The 22,575-nt window shown below is 63.4% G+C and carries 20 protein-coding genes; 11 read left to right on the forward strand and 9 right to left on the reverse strand.

Going from position 1 to position 22,575, the window contains the following annotated elements:
• Positions 1 to 6 precede the first annotated feature (6 nt).
• Positions 7 to 912, forward strand: a complete 906-nt coding sequence (cyoE, locus tag B0G81_RS27250) for a heme o synthase (protein ID WP_007179448.1) — start codon at positions 7 to 9, stop codon at positions 910 to 912.
• Positions 913 to 916: 4 nt separating this feature from the next.
• Positions 917 to 1,534 carry an SCO family protein gene (locus B0G81_RS27255; protein ID WP_116118890.1) on the forward strand — a complete coding sequence of 206 codons (618 nt, stop codon included), beginning with the start codon at positions 917 to 919 and terminating at the stop codon, positions 1,532 to 1,534.
• Between the two features lie 67 nt (positions 1,535 to 1,601).
• Here the strand turns inward: B0G81_RS27255 and B0G81_RS27260 are convergent, their stop codons facing one another.
• On the reverse strand, positions 1,602 to 1,892 hold the full coding sequence (locus B0G81_RS27260) for a YciI family protein (protein WP_134139449.1): 291 nt from the start codon (positions 1,890 to 1,892) through the stop codon (positions 1,602 to 1,604).
• A 266-nt stretch (positions 1,893 to 2,158) separates the two neighbouring features.
• Here B0G81_RS27260 and B0G81_RS27265 point away from each other — a divergent pair, with 266 nt between their 5' ends.
• Positions 2,159 to 4,090: a methyl-accepting chemotaxis protein gene (locus tag B0G81_RS27265; RefSeq protein WP_243856595.1), complete on the forward strand. Its 1,932-nt coding sequence runs from the start codon at positions 2,159 to 2,161 to the stop codon at positions 4,088 to 4,090.
• A gap of 249 nt (positions 4,091 to 4,339) precedes the next feature.
• Positions 4,340 to 5,152 carry a MetQ/NlpA family ABC transporter substrate-binding protein gene (locus B0G81_RS27270; protein ID WP_134139453.1) on the forward strand — a complete coding sequence of 271 codons (813 nt, stop codon included), beginning with the start codon at positions 4,340 to 4,342 and terminating at the stop codon, positions 5,150 to 5,152.
• 13 nt (positions 5,153 to 5,165) lie between these two features.
• Here B0G81_RS27270 and B0G81_RS27275 read toward each other — a convergent pair whose 3' ends face one another.
• Positions 5,166 to 6,092: a helix-turn-helix domain-containing GNAT family N-acetyltransferase gene (locus B0G81_RS27275; RefSeq protein ID WP_134139457.1), complete on the reverse strand. Its 927-nt coding sequence runs from the start codon at positions 6,090 to 6,092 to the stop codon at positions 5,166 to 5,168.
• A gap of 373 nt (positions 6,093 to 6,465) precedes the next feature.
• Between B0G81_RS27275 and B0G81_RS27280 the strand changes: the two genes are divergently transcribed.
• The 5 genes from B0G81_RS27280 (at position 6,466) to nagE (ending at position 13,887) form a co-directional block, all read left to right on the forward strand.
• Positions 6,466 to 7,200 carry a GntR family transcriptional regulator gene (locus B0G81_RS27280; protein ID WP_134139459.1) on the forward strand — a complete coding sequence of 245 codons (735 nt, stop codon included), beginning with the start codon at positions 6,466 to 6,468 and terminating at the stop codon, positions 7,198 to 7,200.
• Positions 7,201 to 7,301: 101 nt separating this feature from the next.
• A complete protein-coding gene (gene nagA, locus B0G81_RS27285) occupies positions 7,302 to 8,405 on the forward strand; it encodes an N-acetylglucosamine-6-phosphate deacetylase (RefSeq protein ID WP_134139461.1) in 1,104 nt (367 codons plus the stop codon).
• The gene (locus tag B0G81_RS27290) at positions 8,398 to 9,405 is read left to right on the forward strand and encodes an SIS domain-containing protein (RefSeq protein WP_134143219.1); all 1,008 of its coding nucleotides are present in this window, start codon (positions 8,398 to 8,400) and stop codon (positions 9,403 to 9,405) included. Before nagA ends, B0G81_RS27290 begins: the two co-directional genes overlap by 8 nt.
• 38 nt (positions 9,406 to 9,443) lie before the next feature.
• Positions 9,444 to 12,008 (forward strand): phosphoenolpyruvate--protein phosphotransferase, encoded by a 2,565-nt coding sequence (gene ptsP / locus B0G81_RS27295; protein ID WP_208328558.1) that lies wholly within the window; start codon positions 9,444 to 9,446, stop codon positions 12,006 to 12,008.
• 109 nt (positions 12,009 to 12,117) lie between these two features.
• On the forward strand, positions 12,118 to 13,887 hold the full coding sequence (gene nagE / locus B0G81_RS27300) for an N-acetylglucosamine-specific PTS transporter subunit IIBC (protein ID WP_134139469.1): 1,770 nt from the start codon (positions 12,118 to 12,120) through the stop codon (positions 13,885 to 13,887).
• Between the two features lie 132 nt (positions 13,888 to 14,019).
• Here the strand turns inward: nagE and cydX are convergent, their stop codons facing one another.
• The 5 genes from cydX to rpoH all read right to left on the reverse strand — a co-directional run bounded on the left by cydX (position 14,020) and on the right by rpoH (position 18,456).
• Positions 14,020 to 14,136: a cytochrome bd-I oxidase subunit CydX gene (gene cydX, locus B0G81_RS27305; protein ID WP_116143053.1), complete on the reverse strand. Its 117-nt coding sequence runs from the start codon at positions 14,134 to 14,136 to the stop codon at positions 14,020 to 14,022.
• Positions 14,137 to 14,164: 28 nt separating this feature from the next.
• Positions 14,165 to 15,301, reverse strand: coding sequence for a cytochrome d ubiquinol oxidase subunit II (gene cydB / locus B0G81_RS27310; RefSeq protein WP_106282155.1), 1,137 nt, complete (start codon positions 15,299 to 15,301; stop codon positions 14,165 to 14,167).
• A gap of 35 nt (positions 15,302 to 15,336) precedes the next feature.
• Complete coding sequence (locus tag B0G81_RS27315; protein ID WP_116118899.1) at positions 15,337 to 16,929, reverse strand: cytochrome ubiquinol oxidase subunit I; 1,593 nt, start codon at positions 16,927 to 16,929, stop codon at positions 15,337 to 15,339.
• Positions 16,919 to 17,179 carry a cytochrome oxidase putative small subunit CydP gene (gene cydP, locus B0G81_RS27320; protein ID WP_106282151.1) on the reverse strand — a complete coding sequence of 87 codons (261 nt, stop codon included), beginning with the start codon at positions 17,177 to 17,179 and terminating at the stop codon, positions 16,919 to 16,921. Before cydP ends, B0G81_RS27315 begins: the two co-directional genes overlap by 11 nt.
• A 341-nt stretch (positions 17,180 to 17,520) precedes the next feature.
• Entirely contained in the window at positions 17,521 to 18,456 is a 936-nt protein-coding gene (rpoH, locus tag B0G81_RS27325; RefSeq protein ID WP_106282149.1) for an RNA polymerase sigma factor RpoH, read from the reverse strand.
• Positions 18,457 to 18,819: 363 nt separating this feature from the next.
• Between rpoH and B0G81_RS27330 the strand changes: the two genes are divergently transcribed.
• Positions 18,820 to 19,383: an acyloxyacyl hydrolase gene (locus B0G81_RS27330; RefSeq protein ID WP_134139473.1), complete on the forward strand. Its 564-nt coding sequence runs from the start codon at positions 18,820 to 18,822 to the stop codon at positions 19,381 to 19,383.
• Positions 19,384 to 19,425: 42 nt separating this feature from the next.
• Positions 19,426 to 19,809 (forward strand): nuclear transport factor 2 family protein, encoded by a 384-nt coding sequence (locus B0G81_RS27335; protein ID WP_106282145.1) that lies wholly within the window; start codon positions 19,426 to 19,428, stop codon positions 19,807 to 19,809.
• A 126-nt stretch (positions 19,810 to 19,935) separates the two neighbouring features.
• On the opposite strand, the gene B0G81_RS27340 is transcribed toward B0G81_RS27335, so the two are convergent.
• Entirely contained in the window at positions 19,936 to 21,045 is a 1,110-nt protein-coding gene (locus tag B0G81_RS27340) for a 2-isopropylmalate synthase (RefSeq protein ID WP_134139477.1), read from the reverse strand.
• 500 nt (positions 21,046 to 21,545) lie between these two features.
• Positions 21,546 to 22,517: a DNA-binding protein YbiB gene (gene ybiB, locus B0G81_RS27345; protein WP_134139481.1), complete on the reverse strand. Its 972-nt coding sequence runs from the start codon at positions 22,515 to 22,517 to the stop codon at positions 21,546 to 21,548.
• Positions 22,518 to 22,575: the final 58 nt, after the last annotated feature.

Raw genomic sequence — 22,575 nt, forward strand, 5'->3', positions numbered from 1 at the left:
CTCCACATGGACAGCACAACACTCTCCCAAACGCCCGGTAGCCGGGTCTCCCAGTACATCGCCCTGACGAAGCCGCGCGTCACGCAACTCGCCGTGTTCTGCGCCGTCATCGGCATGTTCCTGTCGACGCCCGGCATGGTGCCTTGGACTCCGCTGATCGGCGGCACCGTCGGCATCTGGTTGCTGGCCGGCGCGGCGTTCGCCATCAATTGCCTCGTCGAGCAGAAGATCGACGCCAAGATGCGCCGCACTTCGTGGCGGCCGTCCGCGCGCGGCGAAATCACCACCGCGCAGATTCTGCTGTTCTCGGCCGTGCTCGGCGGCCTCGGCATGTGGACGCTTTATACATTCGCCAATCCGCTCACCATGTGGCTCACGCTGGCCACGTTCGTGGGCTATGCCGTCATCTATACACTGTTGCTCAAGCCTGCCACGCCGCAGAATATCGTGATCGGCGGTGCCTCGGGCGCCATGCCGCCGGCGCTTGGCTGGGCCGCGGTCACCGGTCATGTGCCGGGCGACGCGTGGATCCTGGTGCTGATCATCTTCGTGTGGACGCCACCGCATTTCTGGGCGCTCGCGCTGTATCGCCGCAAAGACTACGAAAACGCCGGCCTGCCGATGCTGCCGAACACGCATGGCGAGAAGTACACGCGCCTGCATATTCTGCTGTACACGGTGATCCTGTTCGCGGTCACCATGATGCCGTTCATCTCCGGCATGAGCGGCGTGGTGTATCTCGCCGCGGCCGTGCTGCTGGGTGCCGTGTTCCTTGCCTATGCGTGGAAGATCTATCGCGAGTACTCGGACGATCTGGCGCGCAAGACCTTCCGTTACTCGATCGTCTATCTCTCGCTGCTGTTCGCCGCGCTGCTGATCGACCACTATGCGCGCGTCCTGATCGGCGCGTAATACCATGCTCAATATCCGCTTCGCGCGCACGGCGCGTGCTGCTGTGATCGCTTGCGCGTTCGGTGCCGCGTTGCTGATAGCAGGCTGCGGTAAGCAGCCGCCGGCGTTCCAGAATCTCGATATCACCGGTAATACCCAGTTCGGCAGCGACTTCTCGCTACCCGATACGGCCGGCCATGTCCGCACTTTGGCGGACTACAAGGGCAAGGTGGTGGTGCTGTTCTTCGGCTACACGCATTGCCCGGACGTTTGCCCAACCACGATGGCCGAGCTCTCGCAAGCGTTGCAGCAACTCGGCCCGGAAGACGCGAAGCGCGTGCAGGTATTGTTCGTCACCGTCGATCCGGAGCGCGATACACCGGCTCTGCTCGCGCAATACGTGCCGGCGTTCAATCCGACGTTCGTCGGCCTGCGTCCTGCCGATCAGGCGCAACTCACCAAGATTACGAAGGACTTCCGCGTCTACTACGCGAAGGTGCCGGGCAAGACGCCTGACAGCTACACGATGGACCACACGGCCGCGAGCTATGTGTTCGACACAGACGGCAAGCTGCGTCTGTTCGCGCGTGACGGCCAGGGCGCGACGCCGTGGGTGCACGACATCAAGCTGCTGCTCGACTGACGCACGCAGCTGTAAGGGCGCGTGTCGTATCGCGCGCCCGTTTTCACATCTCCTCTCTTTCCAACGCTCAAGCCGGAATCGGCAGATTCAACCCCGGCGCGAGCCGCGTCGCCTTGAATTCCGTCACCTCGTAGCGCGCGAGCTTCTGCTGCGCGAACGGGTCGCTAGCAAGAATCTCGTCCAGCTTCTCGCGCTCGACGCGCACCGCCAGAATGATGCCGCCGTCGCGCGGCACTTTCGGTCCGGCCGCGACGAACACGCCTGCCTCGAACTGTTGCGTCAGAAACGCGCGGTGCGCTTCCAGCGCGTCGTCGACGCGTTCGAGCGGTGCAGTGTAGATAAGGTCGATGACGTACATGGGCGTGGTTCTCTCAGCAAGGGAATGAGCCGCATCGAGCATGCGGCCGCAATCTCCAATTATCGTGCAGAGACCGGTCCGATGCGCGCATTCAATCCGCACGCATGTCGCGCGTCGTGTCCGCCGGCTCCTCGCAGCGTCTCTCAAGTTGCCCGTTTGTCATGCCGTTATATCGACAGCAATCGTTTGCGCGCGATATGCAATCGCACTCTTGCGACTGCGAACGGAACCTGAATCACACGAGAGAGACCACAACAATGAGCAGGATGAGTTTGAATCGCAAACTGTGGCTGTCGCTCGCGCTCGTCTGGCTGGGGCTGCTGGGCGTCGGGCTGTGGAGCGCGGTCGAAACGCGCAGCACGATGCTGGCCGAGCGCAAGGCGGGCATGGTGAACCTGGTCGATGCCGCGCAAGGTATCGTGAACGGTTATTACGCGCTCGCGCAGAACGGCAAGCTGAGCGAGGCCGACGCACGGCGCGAAGCGCTCGCCCGTCTTGCGACCATGCGCTACGGCGAATCCGGCTACCTGTTCGTGATGGATTCGAAGCCCGTCGTGCTGATGCATCCCACGCTGCCGCAGATGACCGGCAAGCCGGTCGGCGACTTCAAGGATCCGGACGGCAAGCTCTTGTACGTGGCAATCGTCGACGCGGCCAAGGCAAGCGGCCGCGGTTTCGCGGAGTATCGCGGACGCTTGCCGCACAGCGAAACGGCGGTGCCGAAAATCAGCTACGTGGTGCGCTTCGCGCCGTGGGACTGGAACATCACGAGCGGCGTGTTCGTCAAGGACATCGATACGGTGTACTACGAGACGCTGCTCGGTCACCTGGCCGTGGTGCTGGTGATCGGCGCGATCATCTCGCTGGCGATGCTGCTGATCATCCGCAATGTGCGCGCGAGCCTCGGCGGCGAACCCGATCAGGCGGCGCGGCTCGCGGCGAGTATCGCGCAAGGCGACCTGACGCAAGTGGTCGCCGTTCGTCCGCAGGACAAGACCAGCATGATGGCGGCCATGCATGACATGCAGAACCGCTTGCAGCAGACCATCGGCGAGATTCGTCGCTCGGCGGAATCCATTGCGTCGGCGACGCAGCAGATCGCCGCCGGCAACGGCGATCTCTCGCAGCGCACCGAGCAGCAGGCGGCTTCGTTGCAGGAGACCGCGGCGAGCATGGAAGAACTCACCGCAACGGTCAAGCAGAACGCCGACAACGCGCGGCAAGCAAGCGGACTCGCGCACAACGCGTCCGAAATCGCGACGCGCGGCAACGACGTGGTAAGCCGCGTGATCGGCACGATGGGCGAGATCAACGACAGCTCGCGGCAGATCGCGGACATCATCGGCGTGATCGAAGGTATCGCGTTTCAGACCAACATCCTTGCGTTGAACGCAGCCGTCGAAGCGGCGCGCGCCGGTGAGCAGGGCCGCGGTTTCGCGGTTGTCGCGGGCGAGGTGCGCAACCTCGCGCAGCGCTCGGGGACGGCGGCCAAGGAGATCAAGCAGTTGATCGGCGCGTCGGTCGAACGTGTGCACAACGGTTCGACACTGGTGCAGCAGGCCGGCACGACGATGGGCGAGATTCTGCAAGCCGTGCGGCGTGTCACGGACATCATGGGCGAGATCGCGGCGGCGTCCGAAGAGCAGAGCAGCGGCATTGCCCAGGTCGGCCGCGCCGTCACGCAAATGGACGAAGTGACGCAGCAGAACGCGGCGCTGGTCGAGCAGGCGGCGGCCGCGGCGGCTTCGTTGCAGGATCAGGCGGGGCGTTTGCGCGAGACAGTGAGCGCGTTTCGCGTGAATGGCGCTGAAGGGAGCGCGCCTGGTTCAGCGGTCGTCGCGGCGCGGAGAGTGACTGCGACGGTGGCGGCGGCAAGGGTCGCGGCGCCGCATGCAGCCGCAACGGCAGCGCGCGAAATCGGCACGGCGTCGCACTCTGCGTCGGCATCGCCGCATGCGGAGCCGAAACTGTCAGCACCCGCCAGGACGTCCGCCACGTCGGCCTCGGCATCGCCGCATGCGGAGCCGAAACTGTCAGCACCCGCCAGGACGTCCGCCACGTCGGCCTCGGCATCGACCCAAGCATCGACTTCGTCCGCGCATGTTACGAGCGCCAAGCCTGTCGCCGTGACCACGCCGCGCGCATCCACCGAGGCAGTAAGAGCCACCGCGCCAGACGACGACTGGACCACCTTCTGATTCCCCGCTGCATCGACCGCGTGCCTCTCACATGCACGCGGTTCCCGCCGCTCAAGGCGCATAACCATATGCGATCGTGATATTTCCCATCTCGCCGGGACTATGAGACCATTTCAGGTCCAGTTGGCGGCGCAGGGCCACACGCCATGTTGCCGCCGGCTTCCACCCGAATCTGACACCGATCAGAAATCGAAGCGCCAGTAATCAAGTCATCGATCAAGCCGTCGATTAGAAACAAGCGAGAATCACATGCAGCGCAGAAACATCCTCAAAGCCCTCTCGGCAGTCGTCGCCACTACGGCAATCTTCACCAGCTTCGGCGCGCACGCCGACGACAAAGTCATCAAGGTGGGCACCATCGGCGGCCCGGACGCGCAGATCTGGGAAGTCGTCACCAAGGTAGCGAAGCGCGAAGGCCTGAACGTCAAGGTCGTCGAATTCAACGACTATGTGCAGCCGAACGCCGCGCTCGACGCAGGCGACCTCGACGCGAACAGCTTCCAGCATCAGCCGTACCTCGATAGCCAGATCAAGCAGCGCGGCTACAAGATCGTCAACGCCGGCCTCACGTACATCTCGCCGCTCGGTATCTATTCGAAGAAGCTGAAGTCGCTGAAGGATCTGCCGCAAGGCGCGAAGGTCGCAGTGCCGAACGATCCGTCGAACGAAAATCGCGCGCTGCTGTTACTGCAAACGCAAGGCGTGATCAAGCTGAAGCCCGGCGCGGGCACGAACGGCAATAACGCGACGCCGCTCGACGTTGCCGACAATCCGAAGAAGATCAAGCTGGTCGAACTCGACGCCGCGCAACTGCCGCGCTCGCTGTCGGACGTCGACGCCGCCGCGATCAACACGAACTTCGCGCTGGCCGCCGGCCTGCAACCGACCAAAGATGCGATCGCGCTCGAAGACGTGCATAGCCCGTACGCGAACCTGATCGCCGTGCGCACGCAGGACAAGGACAAGCCGTGGGTCAAGAAGCTGGTTGCCGCTTACCAGTCGGAAGACGTGCGCCAGTTTATCAAGACGGAGTTCAAAGGTTCGGTGGTGCCGTCGTTCTAAGCAGCGGCGTTTGCTACAGGCCTAATTCCCATCGCTCGACCGTCAGGTCCTTGCCGAAACGGCGCTCAGCCGCCGTGCCGGCAAGCCTGAACCCGGCGCGCTCGCACAGGCGGCGCGGTTGTTCGAGCGAGGCGGCCGTCGTCAGCGTGAGTTTCGTGTAGCCCGCGCGCTTCGCAAAGCGCACGCATTCGCTCAGCAACTGCGTGCCGATCCCCAAACGCTGCACATCCGGCTCGACCCACAGGAGCCGCACGCCCGCCACCGTCGTCGATACGCCGACGATGCACACCGAGCCGACCACCATCCCGTCCTGATCGGCGACCCAGCACATCTCCCGCAGCGGATCATTGCGTTGCGTGTAATCGGCGACGATCCGCGCGAGCAATCCCTCGAACGACGGATTCCAGTCGTATTGCGCGGCGAACCATTGCGCCTGCCGATGCACGAGCCAGCCGCATTCACCCGCACGCGGCTGACGGAGCACCACGAGTTCGTGACTGGGTTTGTCGCCGAGCAGCCGCTCGATGAGCTTCATCGCGGCGATCAACTGATCCTGGGAGAGGGCCGTGAGGCCGGAAAGCAAGGTCGACACTTCTTCGATCGCCGCGCTGTCGAGCGGCGCATACGCGGCATGGCCGCTATCCGTGAGCGCGATCAGCGACTGGCGCGCATCCGTCTCGGACGGTCTGCGCGTGATCAGATCGCGTCGTTCGAAGCTCGTCAGCAGACGGCTGAGGTAACCGCTGTCGAGACCGAGAGAACGCCCGAGCACCGAGGCAGTTTGCGCACATCCGCGGGACAGCTCGTGCAGTACGCGCACTTCGGTCAGTGAGAACGCGCTCTTTGCCAGATGCTCATGCAGCGCGCCAATGTGTCGGGTATAGAAGCGGTTGAAATGGCGGACGGCCTGAGCACGCCGCAGCGTCTCGGAATCTGTCAAATGCGGCTCCCAGGGGATTTTTTATAGCTTGCTACTCAGCACTATATTGGAACGCACCCCTTTACAAAAGCCACGCCGACAAAGGCCTGACCGGCATTGGTATTAAAAAGGTATCGATCGCCTCGCGGATGTCAGCACGCTGAAACCCTGTTTGAGCCGGTTAGCGGGCTTTCTGAAGCCCCATGCGGGTAAATCCTGGGCTCCAAAAAAAACCTCTCTGGCGCCTCCGCACGCCCATCTAAGCCTTATTCAGCAAGGCTTTGCACCGGATCGCACCGGCATGGAACCAGTTGGTTGACTGGTATTATGTTGGTTATATAATGGGCTCTCATTTTTCGTAGGCCTACCTTTTCGCGAAGGCCGCCGGAGCCCCATGGAAACTCGCTGGTCCGCACTGATGCCTGACGCCCGCAACGTCACGCCGCTCTACTTGCAGCTCGCGCGCAATCTTGCGACCGCGATCCACTGCGGCGTGTGGTCGGCGGGTGAGGCGCTGCCCTCGGAGCGCACGCTCTCGGACGCGATCGGCGTGTCGCGCATCACGGCGCGCAAGGCGATTGAGTTGCTGGTCGAACAAGGTTTGATCCGGCGGGCTCGCGGCGCGGGCAGCTTCATCACACCGCGCGTCGAAGATCCGCTTTCGCGGCTCACCGGCTTCACGAAGAAGATGCAGCAACGCGGTTTCCGGCCGGATTCGGTGTGGCTCGAGCGCGATATCCGCGCCGCCAATCGCGACGAACTGGTGCACCTCGGGTTGTCGCCCGGCGCGGCGGTGACGAGTCTGCGGCGCCTGCGGCGCGCGGACGGCATTGTCATGGCGGTCGAGCATTCGGCGCTGCCGTCGGCGATCGTGCCAGATCCGCATACCGTCGGCGATTCGCTTTACAGCTATCTCGAACAACGCGGCGCCGCCGTGGTGCGCGCGTTGCAGCACTTTCGCGCGGTCAACGCGTCGAGCGAGATCGCTTCGCTGATGGACATCGAACCGCGCTCGGCGCTGCTGGTCATTACCCGTATCGGCTATAGCGCCGATCAGCGCGCAATCGAACTGACCGACACCTATTGCCGCGATGACTACTACGACTTCGTCGCTGAGTTGCGCACCTGAGCTGACCGGCTGAGCCCGCGCGCGCAGCCTGCAACTTCAGGTGCGGCGCAGACAAAGCGCCATTCAGTCACACCCCGTATCACGCCTCACCAGAGAGACTCATGCTGACCGGAAACATACTCACCACCGATGGGTGGATTCACGGCACGCTCGAATACGAAAACGGCCGCATCACGGCGCTCACCGGCGAACGCGTCGATCCGTCGACCAACGACGCGCCGTACATCCTGCCCGGCTTCATCGATCTGCACGTGCACGGCGGCGGCGGCTCCGACGTAATGGAAGGCGGCAACGCGGTCGAAACCATCACGCGCACGCATGCGCGTTACGGCACGACGAGCCTGCTCGCCACCACCATGACCGCGCCGCGCGACGAGCTGATGGCCGTCGTCGCGGAACTAGGCAACAACGCGCGGATTCGCACGCCCGGCGGCGCGCGTGTGCTCGGCGTGCATCTGGAAGGGCCGTACATCAATCCCGGCAAGCTCGGCGCGCAACCGGACGCGGCGGTCTCGGCAGTCATGGACGAAGTGCTGAAGTATCTGTCCATCGCGCCGATTCGCGTGGTTACGCTGGCGCCGGAAATTGCCGGCCATATGAAGATCATCTCCGAGATGGCGGCGCGCGGCGTGCGTGTGCAACTGGGCCACTCGCTCGGCACCTACGACGACGCCGTCGCCGCGCTCAAGCATGGCGCCTGCGGCTTCACGCATCTGTTCAACGCCATGTCGCCGCTGCACCATCGCAATCCCGGCCTCGTCGGCGCGGCGCTCGCGCACGCCGAGTTCGCCGAAATCATTCCCGATCTGCTGCACGTCCATCCGGGGGCGATCCGCGCTGCGTTGCGCGCGATTCCGCGTCTCTATGTGGTCACGGACAGCACCTCGGCCACGGGCATGCCCGACGGCGAATACCGTCTCGGCAGCCAGCATGTGACGAAGTGCCTCGGCGGTGTGCGTCTCGCCGATGGCACGCTCGCCGGCAGCACCCTGACCATGGATCAGGCGCTGCGCAATCTTGTGTCGATCGGCTTGCCGATCGCCGATGTATCGAACCGTTTGTCGCGCTACGCCGCCGACTACCTGGGCATTGAAGACCGCGGCCGCATCGCGCGCGGTGCATGGGCCGATGTGGTCGTGTTCGATCGTGAACTGGCGTTGAGCGCGACTTACGTCGAAGGAGAAGCAATTGTCGAATATGCTTAAAGAGGCGCTGGCGTCCGCTGAAACGGTCGCCGCGCAACTCACGGATACCTCGCGCGTCGAGGCATTGGCGGCGAAGCTGGCGCAGCAGCCGCGCCATGTCGCGCTGACAGTCGCGCGCGGCAGCTCGGATCACGCGGCGAGTTATTTCGCGAGCCTGACGATGAGCCGCCTGGGCGTGCCGGTCGCCTCGCTGCCGATGTCGGTCGCCACGCTGCAACAGGCGCCACTGCAGGTGCGCGACCAACTCGCGCTGGCGTTCTCGCAATCGGGCAAGAGCCCGGATCTGGTCGGCACCATGGAAGCGCTGCGCAAAGCCGGCGCGTTGACCGTCGCCGCCGTGAACGTGTCGGGCTCACCCCTGGCCGACGCGTGTGAATTCGAGTTGCCGCTCGTCGCCGGTCCGGAATTGAGCGTCGCGGCTACAAAGAGCTATATCGCGATGCTGTCGATCTCCGCGCAGCTGGTCGCGCATTGGCAGAAGGACGCCGAACTGCTTGCCGCGTTGAAAACGCTGCCCGAAGCGCTGCGTGCCGCGGGTGAACTCGACTGGTCGACGGCCGTGGAGGAATTGCGCGGTATCGAGCGCATGATCGTGATCGGCCGCGGGCTGGGTCTTGCCATCGCGCAGGAAGCCGCATTGAAGCTGAAGGAAACCTCCGGCATCCAGGCCGAGGCGTTTTCGAGCGCGGAAGTGCGTCACGGTCCGATGGAGCTGATCGATCGCGACTATCCGCTGCTGGTCTTCGCGCCGCGCGGACCTGAGCAGGCCGGCTTGCTGCAACTCGCGCGCGACATGAAGGCGCGCGGCGCGCGCGTGCTGCTCGCGGCGTCGGCCGACGTGCCGGAAGCCACCCTGCCGCTCGCCGCCACCGCTCATGCGGCGCTCGATCCGATCGCCGCGATCCTGTCCTTTTATGTGATGGCCGCCGGCCTTGCCGCCGCGCGCGGGCGCAATCCCGATGCGCCGCGCCATCTCAACAAAGTCACCGAAACTCACTGACGAGAAATCAGATGCGACGTGTCGAGGAGTCCCGCTTGATGAGCCATTCTGAAGGCCATATTGTTTTGCTCGCGCCCATGACCGGTCCGGTCGTGCCGCTCGCGAACGTGCCCGACCCTGTGTTTTCGGGCGGCATGTTCGGCGACGGGATCGGCGTCGATCCGCTCGAAGGCCGACTCGTCGCGCCGTGCGACGGTACGGTCACCCATCTGGCGCGCACCGGTCACGCTGTGACGCTGGCTACTGCCGAGGGCGCCGAGATTCTGCTGCATATCGGTATCGATACGGTCGAACTGAACGGCAAGGGTTTCGCACCGATGGTCGCGCAAGGCGCTCAGGTGCGCGCCGGCGACGTGCTGATCGAGTTCGATCAGGATCAGGTCGCGCTGAATGCGCCGAGCCTCGTGTCGGTGATCGCGATTGCCAACTCGGATGCGTTCGAGATCGTCGAACGTGTGCAGGGCGGCTTGCTGAAGGCGGGCGAAACGCCGCTGCTGGTCCTGCGCGCGCGTGGCGGCGCGGCCGCCGAGGCGTCCCGCCAGGCGAGTGCAGCCAACGTGACGGAAGAAGCCCGTCAGCAAGTCACGCTGATTCACGCAGGCGGTCTGCATGCGCGTCCGGCGGCGCGTACGCGTGAAGCGGCACGTGGCTTCGACGCCCGCGTCGAGGTGCGTTACGAAGGGCGTAAAGCGGCGATCGAAAGCGTGGTCGGTTTGCTTGGCCTCGGCGCTGGAGAAGGCGCGACCATCGAGTTGCTCGGCGTCGGTCCGCAAGCTGCTGCCGCTGTGGCTGCGATTGCAAACGAACTGACGCGCGAAGCGCACGGCGAAGTCGAAGAGAAACCGGCGCGCCAAAGCTCGCCTGCGCCGCAAGCTGTTGCTCGTCCTGCGAGCGAGACGCTTGCACCGAATACGCTCGCCGGCGTCTGCGCGGCGCCAGGCGTTGCGGTCGGCAAGCTGGTGCGCTGGGACGACGCGGACATGGATCCGCCCGAAAAGGCGACCGGCACGTCCGCAGCGGAAAGCCGTTTGCTCGACAAGGCGATTGCCACCGTCGATGCGGATCTCGATACGACGGTGCGTGACGCCTCGCAGCGCGGCGCGGTTGGCGAAGCGGGCATTTTCTCCGTGCATCGCGTGCTGCTCGAAGATCCCACGCTGCTCGACGCGGCGCGCGATCTGATCAGCCTCGGCAAAAGCGCCGGCTTTGCGTGGCGCGAAGCGATCCGCGCACAGATAGCGATCCTGACGAATATCGAAGACGCGTTGCTCGCGGAACGTGCCGCCGATCTGCGCGACATCGAGAAGCGCGTGCTGCGCGCGCTGGGTTACACGAACGCCGCGGCGCGCACGCTGCCGGAAGAAGCCGTGCTGGCGGCTGAAGAGTTCACGCCGTCCGATTTGTCGACGCTGGATCGTTCGCGTGTCACCGCGTTGGTGATGGCACGCGGCGGCGCGACCTCGCATGCCGCGATTCTCGCGCGTCAGGCGGGCATTCCCGCGCTGGTGGCGGTCGGCGACGCGCTGCATGCGATTCCCGAAGGCACGCAAGTGGTGGTGAACGCAACGACTGGCCGCCTCGAATTCGCACCGACCGAACTCGATGTGGAACGCGCGCGTCTGGAACGCACGCGTTTGGCCGATGTGCGCGAAGCAAACCGCCGCACGTCGCAGCAAGCGGCAGTCACGGCCGATGGCCGCGCGATCGAAGTCGCCGCGAACATCGCCACGCTCGACGACGCGAAAACCGCGGTCGAAAACGGCGCCGATTCCGTTGGCCTGTTGCGCACCGAACTGCTGTTCATTCACCGCGCGGCCGCGCCGACCACGGACGAACATCGTCAGAGCTACCAGGCAATTGTCGATGCATTGAGCGGCCGCACCGCGATCATCCGCACGCTGGATGTCGGCGCGGACAAGGAAGTGGACTACCTGACGCTGCCGCCCGAACCGAATCCCGCGCTCGGCTTGCGCGGCATTCGCCTCGCGCAAGTGCGCCCGGATCTGCTCGACGATCAGTTGCGCGGCCTGCTGGCGGTGCAGCCGCTCGGCGCCGTGCGCATCCTGCTGCCGATGGTGACCGACGTCGGCGAATTGATCCGCATCCGTAAGCGCATCGACGAATTCGCGCGCGAGTTGGGCCGCACGGAACCGATCGAAGTCGGCGTGATGATCGAAGTGCCGTCGGCGGCATTGCTGGCCGATCAACTGTCGCAACACGCGGATTTCCTCTCGATCGGCACCAACGATCTGACGCAATACACGCTCGCCATGGACCGTTGTCAGGCCGACCTCGCCGCCCAGGCGGACGGCTTGCATCCGGCCGTGCTGCGGTTGATCGCGGCCACGGTGCAGGGCGCGAACAAGCACGGCAAATGGGTCGGCGTGTGCGGCGCATTGGCGGGCGATCCGCTTGCCGCGCCGCTGCTCATCGGCCTCGGCGTGACCGAACTTTCGGTGGATCCGGTCTCGGTGCCGGGCATCAAGGCGCGGGTGCGCAACCTCGATTATCAGCTGTGCCGTCAACGCGCCCAGGATGCCCTGGCGCTCGAATCGGCGCAGGCGGTAAGAGCAGCAAGCCGCGAAACCTGGCCTTTGGACTGAACCCCACACGGTCCGCAGCCAGCTTCGCTCAATCATCACTCATAGCTACAAAACTCAAGACGCCGTTCAAGAACGGCGTTCAACAAAGAGACAAGGATTGGAGGTATCAATGGATGGGAATCCGTTTCTGAAGATTCAGCGCCTGGGACGCGCGCTGATGTTGCCGATTGCGGTGCTGCCGGTTGCCGGCCTGCTGCTGCGCCTCGGCCAGCCCGATGTGTTCAACATCAAGATGATCGCCGACGCCGGCGGCGCGATCTTCGACAACCTGCCGCTGCTGTTCGCCATCGGCGTGGCGGTCGGTTTCGCGAAAGACAATAACGGCGTGGCGGGTCTGGCGGGCGCGATCGGCTATCTTATCGAAGTCGCGGTGATGAAGGACATCAACGACAAGCTCAACATGGGCGTGTTGTCCGGGATCGTGGCGGGTATCGTCGCGGGCTTGTTGTACAACAGGTACAAAGACATCAAGCTGCCCGATTACCTCGCGTTCTTCGGAGGGAAACGCTTTGTGCCGATTGTCACGGGGGTGGTCTGTCTCGTGCTCGGCATAGCGTTCGGCTACGTGTGGCAACCGGTGCAAGCCGTGATCGATACGGCGGGCCACTGGCTGACCACCGCGGGCGCGCTCGGCGCGTTCGTGTTCGGCGTGCTGAACCGCTTGCTGCTGGTCACGGGTTTGCATCACATCCTCAATTCGCTGACGTGGTTCGTGTTCGGCACGTTCACACCGCCGGGCGGCGCCGCGGTGACGGGCGACCTGCATCGCTTCTTCGCGGGCGATCCGACTGCGGGCACCTTCATGACGGGCTTCTTCCCGGTCATGATGTTCGGTCTGCCGGCTGCGTGTCTCGCGATGTTCCATGAAGCACCGAAGGAGCGCCGCGCGGTTGTGGGCGGTTTGCTGTTCTCGATGGCACTGACCTCGTTCCTGACGGGCGTGACCGAGCCGATCGAGTTCAGCTTCATGTTCCTCGCACCGGTGCTGTACGTGATCCACGCGCTGTTGACGGGCCTCTCGCTCGCCATCTGTTCGGCGCTCGGCATTCACCTTGGCTTCACGTTCTCCGCCGGCGCAATCGACTACGTGTTGAACTACGGTCTGTCGACTCGCGGCTGGTGGGCGATTCCGATCGGCCTCGTCTACATGGTGGTGTACTACGGCCTGTTCCGCTTCTTCATCCGCAAATTCAACATGGCGACGCCGGGCCGCGAACCCGCCGCTGCCGACGAACAGGTCGACTCGTTTGCCGCGGGTGGTTTCGTACCGCCGGTCGCCGGTGCGGCTGTGCCGCGTGCGCAGCGTTATATTGCTGCGTTGGGCGGCGCGTCGAATCTGTCGGTGGTGGATGCTTGCACGACGCGTCTGCGTCTGTCGGTGGTCGATTCGAACAAAGTCTCTGAAAGCGAGCTGAAGACGATCGGCGCGCGTGGCGTGCTCAAGCGCGGCTCGACCAACGTGCAGGTGATCATCGGACCGGAAGCGGACATCATCGCGGACGAAATCCGGACGGTGATCGCGCAGGGTGGTGGTGAGGCGGTGAAGCCGGTGGCTGCGGCTCCCGCTGTGGCGGCTGCGCCGGTTGCGGCTTCGGGTGCTCAAGGCAGCGGCCCACTCGATCCCGATCCGCTGCGCTGGCTCGCCGTGTTCGGCGGCGCGGGCAACGTGGTGTCGCTGGATGCGGTCGCGGCGACGCGTTTGCGTATCGTCGTGCGCGATCCGTCGGCGGTCGATCGTCAACGTCTGGCGACGCTCGATACGGCATGGGTTTCCGCGGACACGTTCCATATCGTCGTCGGCGACGCGGCGCAACGCTACGCTGAAAAGCTTTCGGCTCGCACGACGCAAAGCGGCGGTGCAACGCCTCTGCCGGCATGACGCATTGCTAAAAGAAGGAGCGGCTCGCGCCGCTTCGCATTCGCTTATGCTGCGATAAAAAAAGCGGGACCTTGAATCAATCAAGGTCCCGCTTTTCCGTTTACCGGCCCATCTCAGCCGGCATACGCCGCCTTAGCGTCTCTTCTGCGCGCTCGTTGCCGCCGACTGGCGCGACTCCAGCCACATCACGTTGATGATGCCGAACGCCAATGCCACGCCGATTCCGAGAATCCAACTGAAATACCACATCGCAAACTCCTCTTAAGCGTCTTGCCGGTCAATACATCGTATGGTGATTTTCTTCGAGCGCGGCGGCGGTCACCTTGCCGCGCATCACGCGATACACCCAGCTCGTGTAGATCAGGATGATCGGCAGGAAAATGATCACGGCGATCAGCATGATCTGCAGCGTCATGCGGCTCGAAGTCGAATCCCACACGGTGAGGCTGCTGCGGCCGTCGAGCGAGGAGGGCATGATGAACGGAAACATCGAGAAGCCCGCCGTCAGGATTACGCCGATGATCATTAGCGAGGTCGACAGAAAGGCACTTTTCTCGAAGCGCGAGCGAGCGAGCAGCGTGGCCAGCACGCCGCCTGCGAGACCGGCCACCGGCGCGGCCACCATCCACGGATAGTTCGCGTAGTTGGTGAGCCACAGTCCGGGTGCGCCGATCACGTTCTTCGTCAACGGATTGGCGACCGTGTCGAGCGGCGGGGCGTCGATCACCTGGTAACCGCCGATCATCGTGGCGATCAGCGCGCCGGCAATCAGGAACAGCACCACGGTCGCGAATGAGGCAATTCGAAGCGCCAGCGAAGCGCGTTCGGCGACAATGTCGTCCGCTTTCATCTTGACGAAGGCGGCACCGTGCGCGGCCAGCATCGAGACGCTGACGAGCCCGCACAACACCGCGAACGGGTTGAGCAGTTCGAAAAAGCCGCCGTGGTAGGTCACGCGCAAGTCGGTATCGAACGAGAACGGCACGCCTTGCAGCAGGTTGCCGAACGCGACGCCGAACACCAGTGCCGGTACGAAGCCGCCGACGAACAACGCCCAGTCCCACGCCGTGCGCCAGCGCGGGTCTTCACGTTTGCTGCGATAGTCGAAGCCGACCGGCCGGAAGAACAGCGCGAACAGCACCAGCAGCATGGCGAAATAGAAGCCGGAGAACGACGCCGCGTACACCAGCGGCCACGCGGCGAACATCGCGCCGCCCGCCGTGATGAGCCAGACCTGATTGCCTTCCCACGTCGCGCCCACCGTGTTCACGACGATGCGCCGCTCGGCGTCGGTCTTGCCGATGAACGGCAGCAAAATCGCCGCGCCCATGTCGAAGCCGTCGGTGAGCGCGAAGCCGATCAGCAACACGCCGATCAGCACCCACCAGATCAGTTTGAGGGTTGCGTAATCCATGATGATCTTTTCCCTTGAAACTCAGTGGCGGCGAATCAGGCGGCCGTGTTGGTCGGCAGCGGCTGATTCAGCGGCTGTTGTTCGTGGTGATAGCGGCCCGTATGCAGCGACGAAGGACCGAGCCGCGCGTACTTGAACATCAGCATGATTTCGATGATGAACAGCACCGTGTAGAACACCACGAAGCCCGCGATACTCAGATACAGGTCATTCGGCGTCAGGCTCGAGGCCGACAGGTTGGTGGGCAGAATGCCCGCGATGGTCCACGGCTGACGGCCCACTTCAGCGACGATCCAGCCGAACTCCGCCGCGAGCCAGGGCAGCGGAATTGCCCATACGGCCCAGCGCAGGAACCAGCGGCGCTTCTCCAGCAACAGCGAGCGCTGCGCGCAGAACCAGAACGCCAGCACGAAGGTGGCGAGGAACAGAATGCCCAGACCCACCATCAGCCGGAACGAGAAGAACACAGGTGCTACAGGCGGGATCGTTTTCTTCGCGGCCTGGGCGATCTGATCCGGCGTGGCGTCGGTGACGTTCGCGGTGAACTGCTTGAGCATCAGGCCGTAGCCGAGATCCTGCTTGTGCGCGTCGAAGGCGGCTTTGGCTTCGTCGGTAATGTCGCCTTGCTTGAGTTTCTGCAGGGCGGCGTAGGCGAGCATGCCGTTCTTGATGCGCACCTCGTTGCGCGCCATCAAATCCTTCAGACCGACCACGGGTTCATCGAGTGAGCGTGTTGCGATCAGGCCGAGCGCGTACGGAATCCTGATAGCGTAGTCGGTGCGCTCCTCCTTCTGATTCGGAATCCCGATGATCGTGAACGGAGCCGGTGCGGGCGCGGTTTCCCATTCGGATTCGATCGCGGCCAGTTTGACCTGCTGGACTTCGCCGGTGCGATAGCCGGATTCGTCGCCGAGCACGATCACGCATAGCGTGGATGCCAAACCGAAACCGGCAGCAATCGCGAACGAGCGCAACGCAAACTCAGTGTCGCGGCGCTTGAGCAAATACCACGACGACACACCGAGCACGAACATCGAAGCGGTCACATATCCCGCCGACACGGTATGCACGAACTTGACCTGTGCGACCGGGTTGAACAGCACGGAGAAGATGCTATCGAGCTCCATGCGCATGGTCTGGTAGTTGAAGGTCGCGCCGACCGGATTGTTCATCCAGCCATTGGCCACCAGAATCCACAGCGCCGACAGGTTCGAGCCGAGCGCGACGAGAAACGTGACGAACACATGCTGGACCTTCGAGAGCCGTTTCCAGCCAAAGAAGAACAGCCCGACGAAGGTCGACTCGAGAAAGAACGCCATCAGGCCTTCGACCGCGAGCGGCACGCCGAAAATGTCGCCGACATAGTGCGAGTAGTATGACCAGTTGGTGCCGAACTGAAATTCCAGCGTGAGACCGGTGGTCACGCCCATCGCAAAGTTGATGCCGAACAGCTTGCCCCAGAACTGGGTCATGTCTTTGTAGATCTGCTTGCCGGTCATCACATAGACCGACTCCATGATGACAAGCAACCAGGACAAGCCGAGCGTGAGCGGGACGAACAGAAAGTGGTAAAGCGCGGTGATGGCGAACTGGAGGCGCGACAGTTCTACGACTTCGCTAACGGGCATGTGGATCACCTTGGGACGGATGCGAGGCAGGCACGGACAGCAGCGCCTGCGCGACTTGCTCAGGCGGCAGCGACATGTGCTCCGCCTGCGGATGATTGAAGAACGTGTACTTGAGCGCCATCAGCAGTACGAATTTGATGGCGAGGACGATGGCGATATCCCGCGCCAACGTCGGACCGCGCACCCAGCCATGGAACCGTTGGCGCAGGCTCCGGCGGCGGGTGGTGCTGCGATTGAGGGCTGTGGTCATGATCGGTAGAAGGCAACTTCACACCGGCGAATCCGGCTGGCGCCAGACCGCTTCAGCGGTCGGGCGAGTGCATCCCGATTCTAGGAGTAGAACCTCGCGCGCAACAGTTCGGAACTGCGGCATTGGGTCGCGAGACTTGCCCCGTTCAACCAGTATTGCTATCTGGTTTGTGATACGTCAAGAAACGCGTGTCGCTTGTAGATGTTCTTGAGTGAAGGCGGGCGTGCGCGAATAAGCCGCGGCGTGGGCGAAAAAAAGCCCCGCCGTCTTGCGAGGGCGGGGCTTGGCGGCTGTGCTGCCGCGCGCCGGACGAACCGCGGCATGCTGACAATCTTCAAGCGTTAAGCGTATTCGGTGAGCGCGCCGCGCATCTTCTTCATAGCGCTCGCCTCGATCTGGCGAATACGTTCGGCGGACACGCCGAATTCGTCGGCCAGTTCGTGCAGCGTCGAGCCGCCCGAACCGTCGTCTTCCACCTTCAGCCAGCGTGCCTCGATGATGCGGCGGCTGCGGGCGTCAAGTGCGTCCAGCGCGCTCGCAATACCGTCGCTTTGCAGCTTGTCGCGCTGACGCGAAGCCAGCACGGCGGTCGGTTCGCTATGCGAGTCGGCCAGATAGGCGATCGGCGCGTACGCTTCTTCACCGTCTTCGACCTGGCCTTCCAGCGCGATGTCGCCGCCGGACAGACGCGTTTCCATTTCGGAGACTTCTTCGCGCTTCACGTTCAACTCTTTGGCCAGATCGTCGATCTGGTCCGGTGTGAACGCGCCCAGCCCTTGCTTGTGGCTGCGCAGATTGAAGAACAGCTTGCGCTGCGCCTTGGTGGTGGCGACCTTCACCATCCGCCAGTTGCGCAGAATGTATTCGTGGATCTCAGCCTTGATCCAGTGCATGGCGTACGACACAAGGCGCACGTTCTGCTCCGGATCGAAGCGCTTCACGGCCTTCATCAGGCCGATATTGCCTTCCTGGATCAGGTCGGCGTGCGGCAGTCCATAACCCAGATAGTTGCGCGCGATCGACACGACCAGCCGCAAGTGCGACAGGACGAGACGGCGCGCGGACTCGAGGTTGTCCTGCTCGCGAAATTCGGTGGCGAACTGGCGTTCTTCCGCCGGCGTCAGCATCGGAATCCGATTTACGGCCTGGATGTAGGCGTCGATATTGCCCAGTTGACCGGGCAGCAGCGAGGAATGCGAGAGCGCCAGTGCACCTGCCGAAGCGGCCTTAGCCGACGACGGGCTCAAAGTACTCGGAAGGGTCATTGCATGGCTCACGTAGGAAACTCCTTTGGAATCAGACAAAAGCTTATTCAGGTAACGACTCCAGCGTTGGATGTTAGCACTCTGAATTGTCGAGTGCTAATACTTAGAGGGCGTAGGGGCATCCAAGTTCCGCAAATTCCTATTGAAATTCACGAATCAATAGCCATGGTACACCGCTTCGGCCGGCTCCGTGCTAGACGTAGAATTTACCTAACAGATTGCCTTCATCGTTATAAATACCTGATTTTTGCCAAATTTGAAGTGACTAATTGCGGAAAGTCAGCTTTCTTCATACGATCCGCCAAATTGAGATTCACCTTAGAATACGCAAAACAGTTGCAGATTGTTCAGCGTTCCACGGAACCCGGGTGTTAGATGAACAACAAAAAGAATGCTTTGCGTGGTCTGACTCTAAAAATCTTCGCCGGATCGTTGATTTTAGGGGCTTCAGGTTTGGCCTTGGCCGATCAGTGGGGCGTGCAGGTGGCAGGCGGTCTTGGCGACCATCACGTCCGGAAGCTCGACCTTGGGGTGGTGTGGGACCCCAATCTGACCTGGTGGCAAATTGGCGACTGGCACTTCGCGCTGATCGGCGAAGCGCACGTGGCCTGGTGGCATACCGATGAAAGTGACGAGCACCGCGATATCGGTGAATTCGGCGTCACGCCGTTTATCCGCTTCATTCGCGGCACGGGCTCGATCCGTCCCTTCGTGGAAGCGGGTGTCGGCGTGCGACTTCTTACGCATGCCCGCATCTCTTCTGACTACACCTATGCCACGGCGTTCCAATTTGCGCCAACAGCCGGTGCGGGCGTGCAGTTCGGCAGCCACCAGCAGTACCAGGCGGGCTACCGCTTCCAGCATGTTTCCAATGGCGGTATCAAAGAGCCGAATCCTGGTATAAATTTCCACCAGCTATATCTGCAATACAACTTCTGACAACCGTGGCCACGTTGGCTCACCGGTGCAAGGGGCTGAGCGATGGCGGCAAAGATTATCGAAGCGGTTCGCGAGCTCGAGCGAGAGCGCTTTCGGGCGATGGTCGACGGCGACGGGCCCTCGCTCGATGCCCTGCTCGCGGACAACGTGAGCTACGTTCACACGAACGGCAAGCGGGAAACCAAACGGCAGTTCATCGACGGGATTACCACGGGCCGCCGCCGCTATCGGCAGATCGAGATTCAGTCGCAAGAGGTGCTGCCCGTCGGGCGGGAGATCTGCGTGGTAACCGGTCGCGCGCTGATCGAAATGGAGGCGAACAACGGGGCGCTGCTGTTTCCGATCGCCTACACGGCGATTCATACGCAGGAAGACGGCCGTTGGCGCCTGATTGCCTGGCAGGCCACGCGTTGCGCCATCGAGTGAGCCTTGTGAGCTCATTCTGTCGAGCCGGCTGCGCCTTGTGAGCGGGCCGCTCCGGTTGACGCGCGCGCGCGGGTAGCGCGCTCGCGCATCGTGTTTGCGTCGGTTTGCCTCACGTCGGCCTGATTCTCAGGCGGCGACGCTTTCCTGATCCACACCGCTCCATTCGCGACGATCCGGCGCGCCGGTTTCTGCCACTTTCAGCGCTTGCGCCGCGACGCCTTGTCGCTCCGCGTTCTTCGCCCGCATCACCGCTTCGCCTGCATACGGATGGCGTGGATGCACCGGCAACTGATTGCAGCGCTCCGCCACGAGCCGGACCGCCTCCATATCGGAGAAATCGAGCCCCGTATCGACGCCTTGCGCGTCCAGGTTCATCGCCAGCGCGACGAGATCGACGTTGCCGGTGCGCTCGCCGTTGCCGAACAGGCAGCCTTCGACGCGGTCCGCGCCCGCCAACAGGGCCAGTTCCGCAGTGGCCACCGCGGTGCCGCGATCGTTATGCGCATGCACCGACAGCACGATGCTGTCGCGATAGCCGAGATTGCGATGCATCCATTCGATCTGATCGGCGAAAACGTTCGGCGTCGCGGCCTCCACGCTCGCGGGCAGGTTGACGATCATTTTGTGATCGCGCGTGGGGCGCCACGTCTGCGCGACCGCGTCGCACACTTCGCGTGCAAACGGCAATTCGGTCGTATTGAACGTTTCCGGCGAGTACTGGAAGGTCCAGTGCGTGCCGGGACGCGCCTGCGCATGCTCCTTGATGAGTTGCGTGCCCCTCACGGCCAGTGCCTTGATCTCGGCCTTCGACTGATTGAACACGATCCGCCGAAACGACGGGCAAATCGCGTTGTACAAGTGCACGATGGCGCGCGGCGCGCCCTCCAGCGCCTCGAACGTGCGCGCAATCAGTTCCGCTCGCGACGGCATGAAGACCTCGATGGTCACGTCGTCGGGAATGCGCTTTTCCTCGATCAGCCTGCGGACGAAATCGAAGTCCGTTTGCGACGCCGACGGGTAGCCAACCTCGATCTCCTTGAAACCGATCCCGACCAGCATCTCGAAGAACTCGAGCTTTTGCGCGGCGTTCATCGGCTCGATCAGCGCCTGATTGCCGTCGCGCAGATCGGTGCTCATCCAGACCGGCGCCCGGTCGATCGTGCGGCTCGGCCATTTACGGCCGGTCAGACGTACGGGCGGGAAGGGGCGGTATTTTTCAGCGGGGTTTTGCAACATGGTGAGCCTCGTTCGTTGGATCGTTTGCGAAAAGGTGTGGCCGGGAGCGGTTGGCGGACTGCCACGGATGCACGGTCCGCCAGCCGGTGGCTAGCGGCAACAACGAACGGGCGCGAACGAACGGCGTCGTCGTGACGGCGAAAACGGACGTGGATAAAGCCCATGCGGCGTGCATTTGATCCTCGCGCTTCGTCCGCGCGGTAAACGGACGAATGCAAACGACTACAGGTTGTGAAGAACTACGCTTTGGGGGTGCAACAGGAACAACAGAACTGCTGGAGAGCCCGCGCTTTGAGCAACCTGAGCTGCCAACGCGCGGCGCTACGCCTGACTTACGCTAGGCGTAGCGATAGGGGCCGCGCTAGGCGGCCGGAGGTAATTCGGAGGGTGTTCGGAAGGGAACGCATGGGTCTAATGTATGACGCCGCGTTGCGGCGTGTCAACCCGCGCGGGTCGCGGCGGGCGACTGCAAGCGCGCCGCAGCGCTTACGCCGCGGCCATTACACCGGCGTTCTGGCGACGTCCACGATCAGTTCCACTTGCCGTTCGATCGCGCTCGGCACGGGTGCTTCGCCGCGCAAGACGGCGTTGATCCAGGCGGCCGTCGTCGGCGCGTCCTTGGCCTCGGGCAAGTCCACTTCCGGCGCATCGGGCGACGAGCGCTCGTGCGGCACGCGCGTTTCGCAGACACCGTCGTGCAACCAGTCGACCTGCACCTGACGACGCGTATCGGCTACCGCTTCGCCTTCGGTGCCGCGCGCAAGCAGCGCGCCGCCGGCGGCCGCGTCCGGATGTGTGTTGAACAGTTGTGTGAGGCTGTCGCGATACGGCGGGTGCGTGTAGTTCACGAGGCGCAGACCCGCGGGCGCGAACGGCTGGAGGATTTTGACCAACGTGTGCGTCGAGTTGCGCACGCCCATGCGTCGGCGCAGCGCAAGCAGGCGTGCGAGCTTCGGCGCGAGCACGTCGATTGGAGCAAACGCAACTCGGTGCTCGGCGAGACCGTCTTCGATATCGGCGTGCGATCGTGCGTGCTGAATCTGCAGATGCGTGAAGATTTCCGCGCTCGTCACCCGGCCCGGATCTTCGGTGACGCCATGCACCAGCACCGGCACGCCTTCGCGCGCCAGCAGCAGGGCGAGCAGCGGCACCAGATTCGGCTGCTTGCGCGCGCCGTTGTAGCTGGGTATCGACACGGGCCGGAACGTGCCGTGCGGCAAATGAACCGGCTCGAACGACGCATGTGCGCCGGCCAGCATCGCGGCGAGTTCGTCGGCGGTTTCGCCCTTCACGCGGTACGCGAGCAGCACCGCGCCGAGTTCGAGCTCGGCCACGCGGCCGTCGAGCATGGCGGTGTAGAGCGCGCGTGTATCGTCGGCGGTCAGCGCGCGGGCGCCGTTCGGGCCGCGGCCGATTTCCTTGATGAAGCGGGCGCAGGGGAAGGGATTGACGGTGTCGGCGGAGTCGGTCATCGGGCGCAGGGGACATGTTGGCGTACCGCTTCAAAGCGGTTTGCCACGGTATTCAAGG

This window comes from Paraburkholderia sp. BL6665CI2N2, assembly GCF_004366535.1.
Classification (GTDB): Bacteria; Pseudomonadota; Gammaproteobacteria; order Burkholderiales; family Burkholderiaceae; genus Paraburkholderia.

Coding starts and splice junctions, on each gene's coding strand:
- B0G81_RS27330 (WP_134139473.1), top strand. CDS start 18,820: ATGAACAACAAAAAGAATGCTTTGCGTGGTCTGACTCTAAAAATCTTC.
- B0G81_RS27315 (WP_116118899.1), bottom strand. CDS start 16,929: ATGCCCGTTAGCGAAGTCGTAGAACTGTCGCGCCTCCAGTTCGCCATC.
- B0G81_RS27255 (WP_116118890.1), top strand. CDS start 917: ATGCTCAATATCCGCTTCGCGCGCACGGCGCGTGCTGCTGTGATCGCT.
- cydB (WP_106282155.1), bottom strand. CDS start 15,301: ATGGATTACGCAACCCTCAAACTGATCTGGTGGGTGCTGATCGGCGTG.
- B0G81_RS27340 (WP_134139477.1), bottom strand. CDS start 21,045: ATGTTGCAAAACCCCGCTGAAAAATACCGCCCCTTCCCGCCCGTACGT.
- cyoE (WP_007179448.1), top strand. CDS start 7: ATGGACAGCACAACACTCTCCCAAACGCCCGGTAGCCGGGTCTCCCAG.
- ybiB (WP_134139481.1), bottom strand. CDS start 22,517: ATGACCGACTCCGCCGACACCGTCAATCCCTTCCCCTGCGCCCGCTTC.
- cydP (WP_106282151.1), bottom strand. CDS start 17,179: ATGACCACAGCCCTCAATCGCAGCACCACCCGCCGCCGGAGCCTGCGC.
- B0G81_RS27265 (WP_243856595.1), top strand. CDS start 2,159: ATGAGTTTGAATCGCAAACTGTGGCTGTCGCTCGCGCTCGTCTGGCTG.
- nagE (WP_134139469.1), top strand. CDS start 12,118: ATGGATGGGAATCCGTTTCTGAAGATTCAGCGCCTGGGACGCGCGCTG.
- B0G81_RS27280 (WP_134139459.1), top strand. CDS start 6,466: ATGGAAACTCGCTGGTCCGCACTGATGCCTGACGCCCGCAACGTCACG.
- B0G81_RS27260 (WP_134139449.1), bottom strand. CDS start 1,892: ATGTACGTCATCGACCTTATCTACACTGCACCGCTCGAACGCGTCGAC.
- ptsP (WP_208328558.1), top strand. CDS start 9,444: ATGAGCCATTCTGAAGGCCATATTGTTTTGCTCGCGCCCATGACCGGT.
- B0G81_RS27335 (WP_106282145.1), top strand. CDS start 19,426: ATGGCGGCAAAGATTATCGAAGCGGTTCGCGAGCTCGAGCGAGAGCGC.
- nagA (WP_134139461.1), top strand. CDS start 7,302: ATGCTGACCGGAAACATACTCACCACCGATGGGTGGATTCACGGCACG.
- B0G81_RS27270 (WP_134139453.1), top strand. CDS start 4,340: ATGCAGCGCAGAAACATCCTCAAAGCCCTCTCGGCAGTCGTCGCCACT.
- cydX (WP_116143053.1), bottom strand. CDS start 14,136: ATGTGGTATTTCAGTTGGATTCTCGGAATCGGCGTGGCATTGGCGTTC.
- B0G81_RS27290 (WP_134143219.1), top strand. CDS start 8,398: ATGCTTAAAGAGGCGCTGGCGTCCGCTGAAACGGTCGCCGCGCAACTC.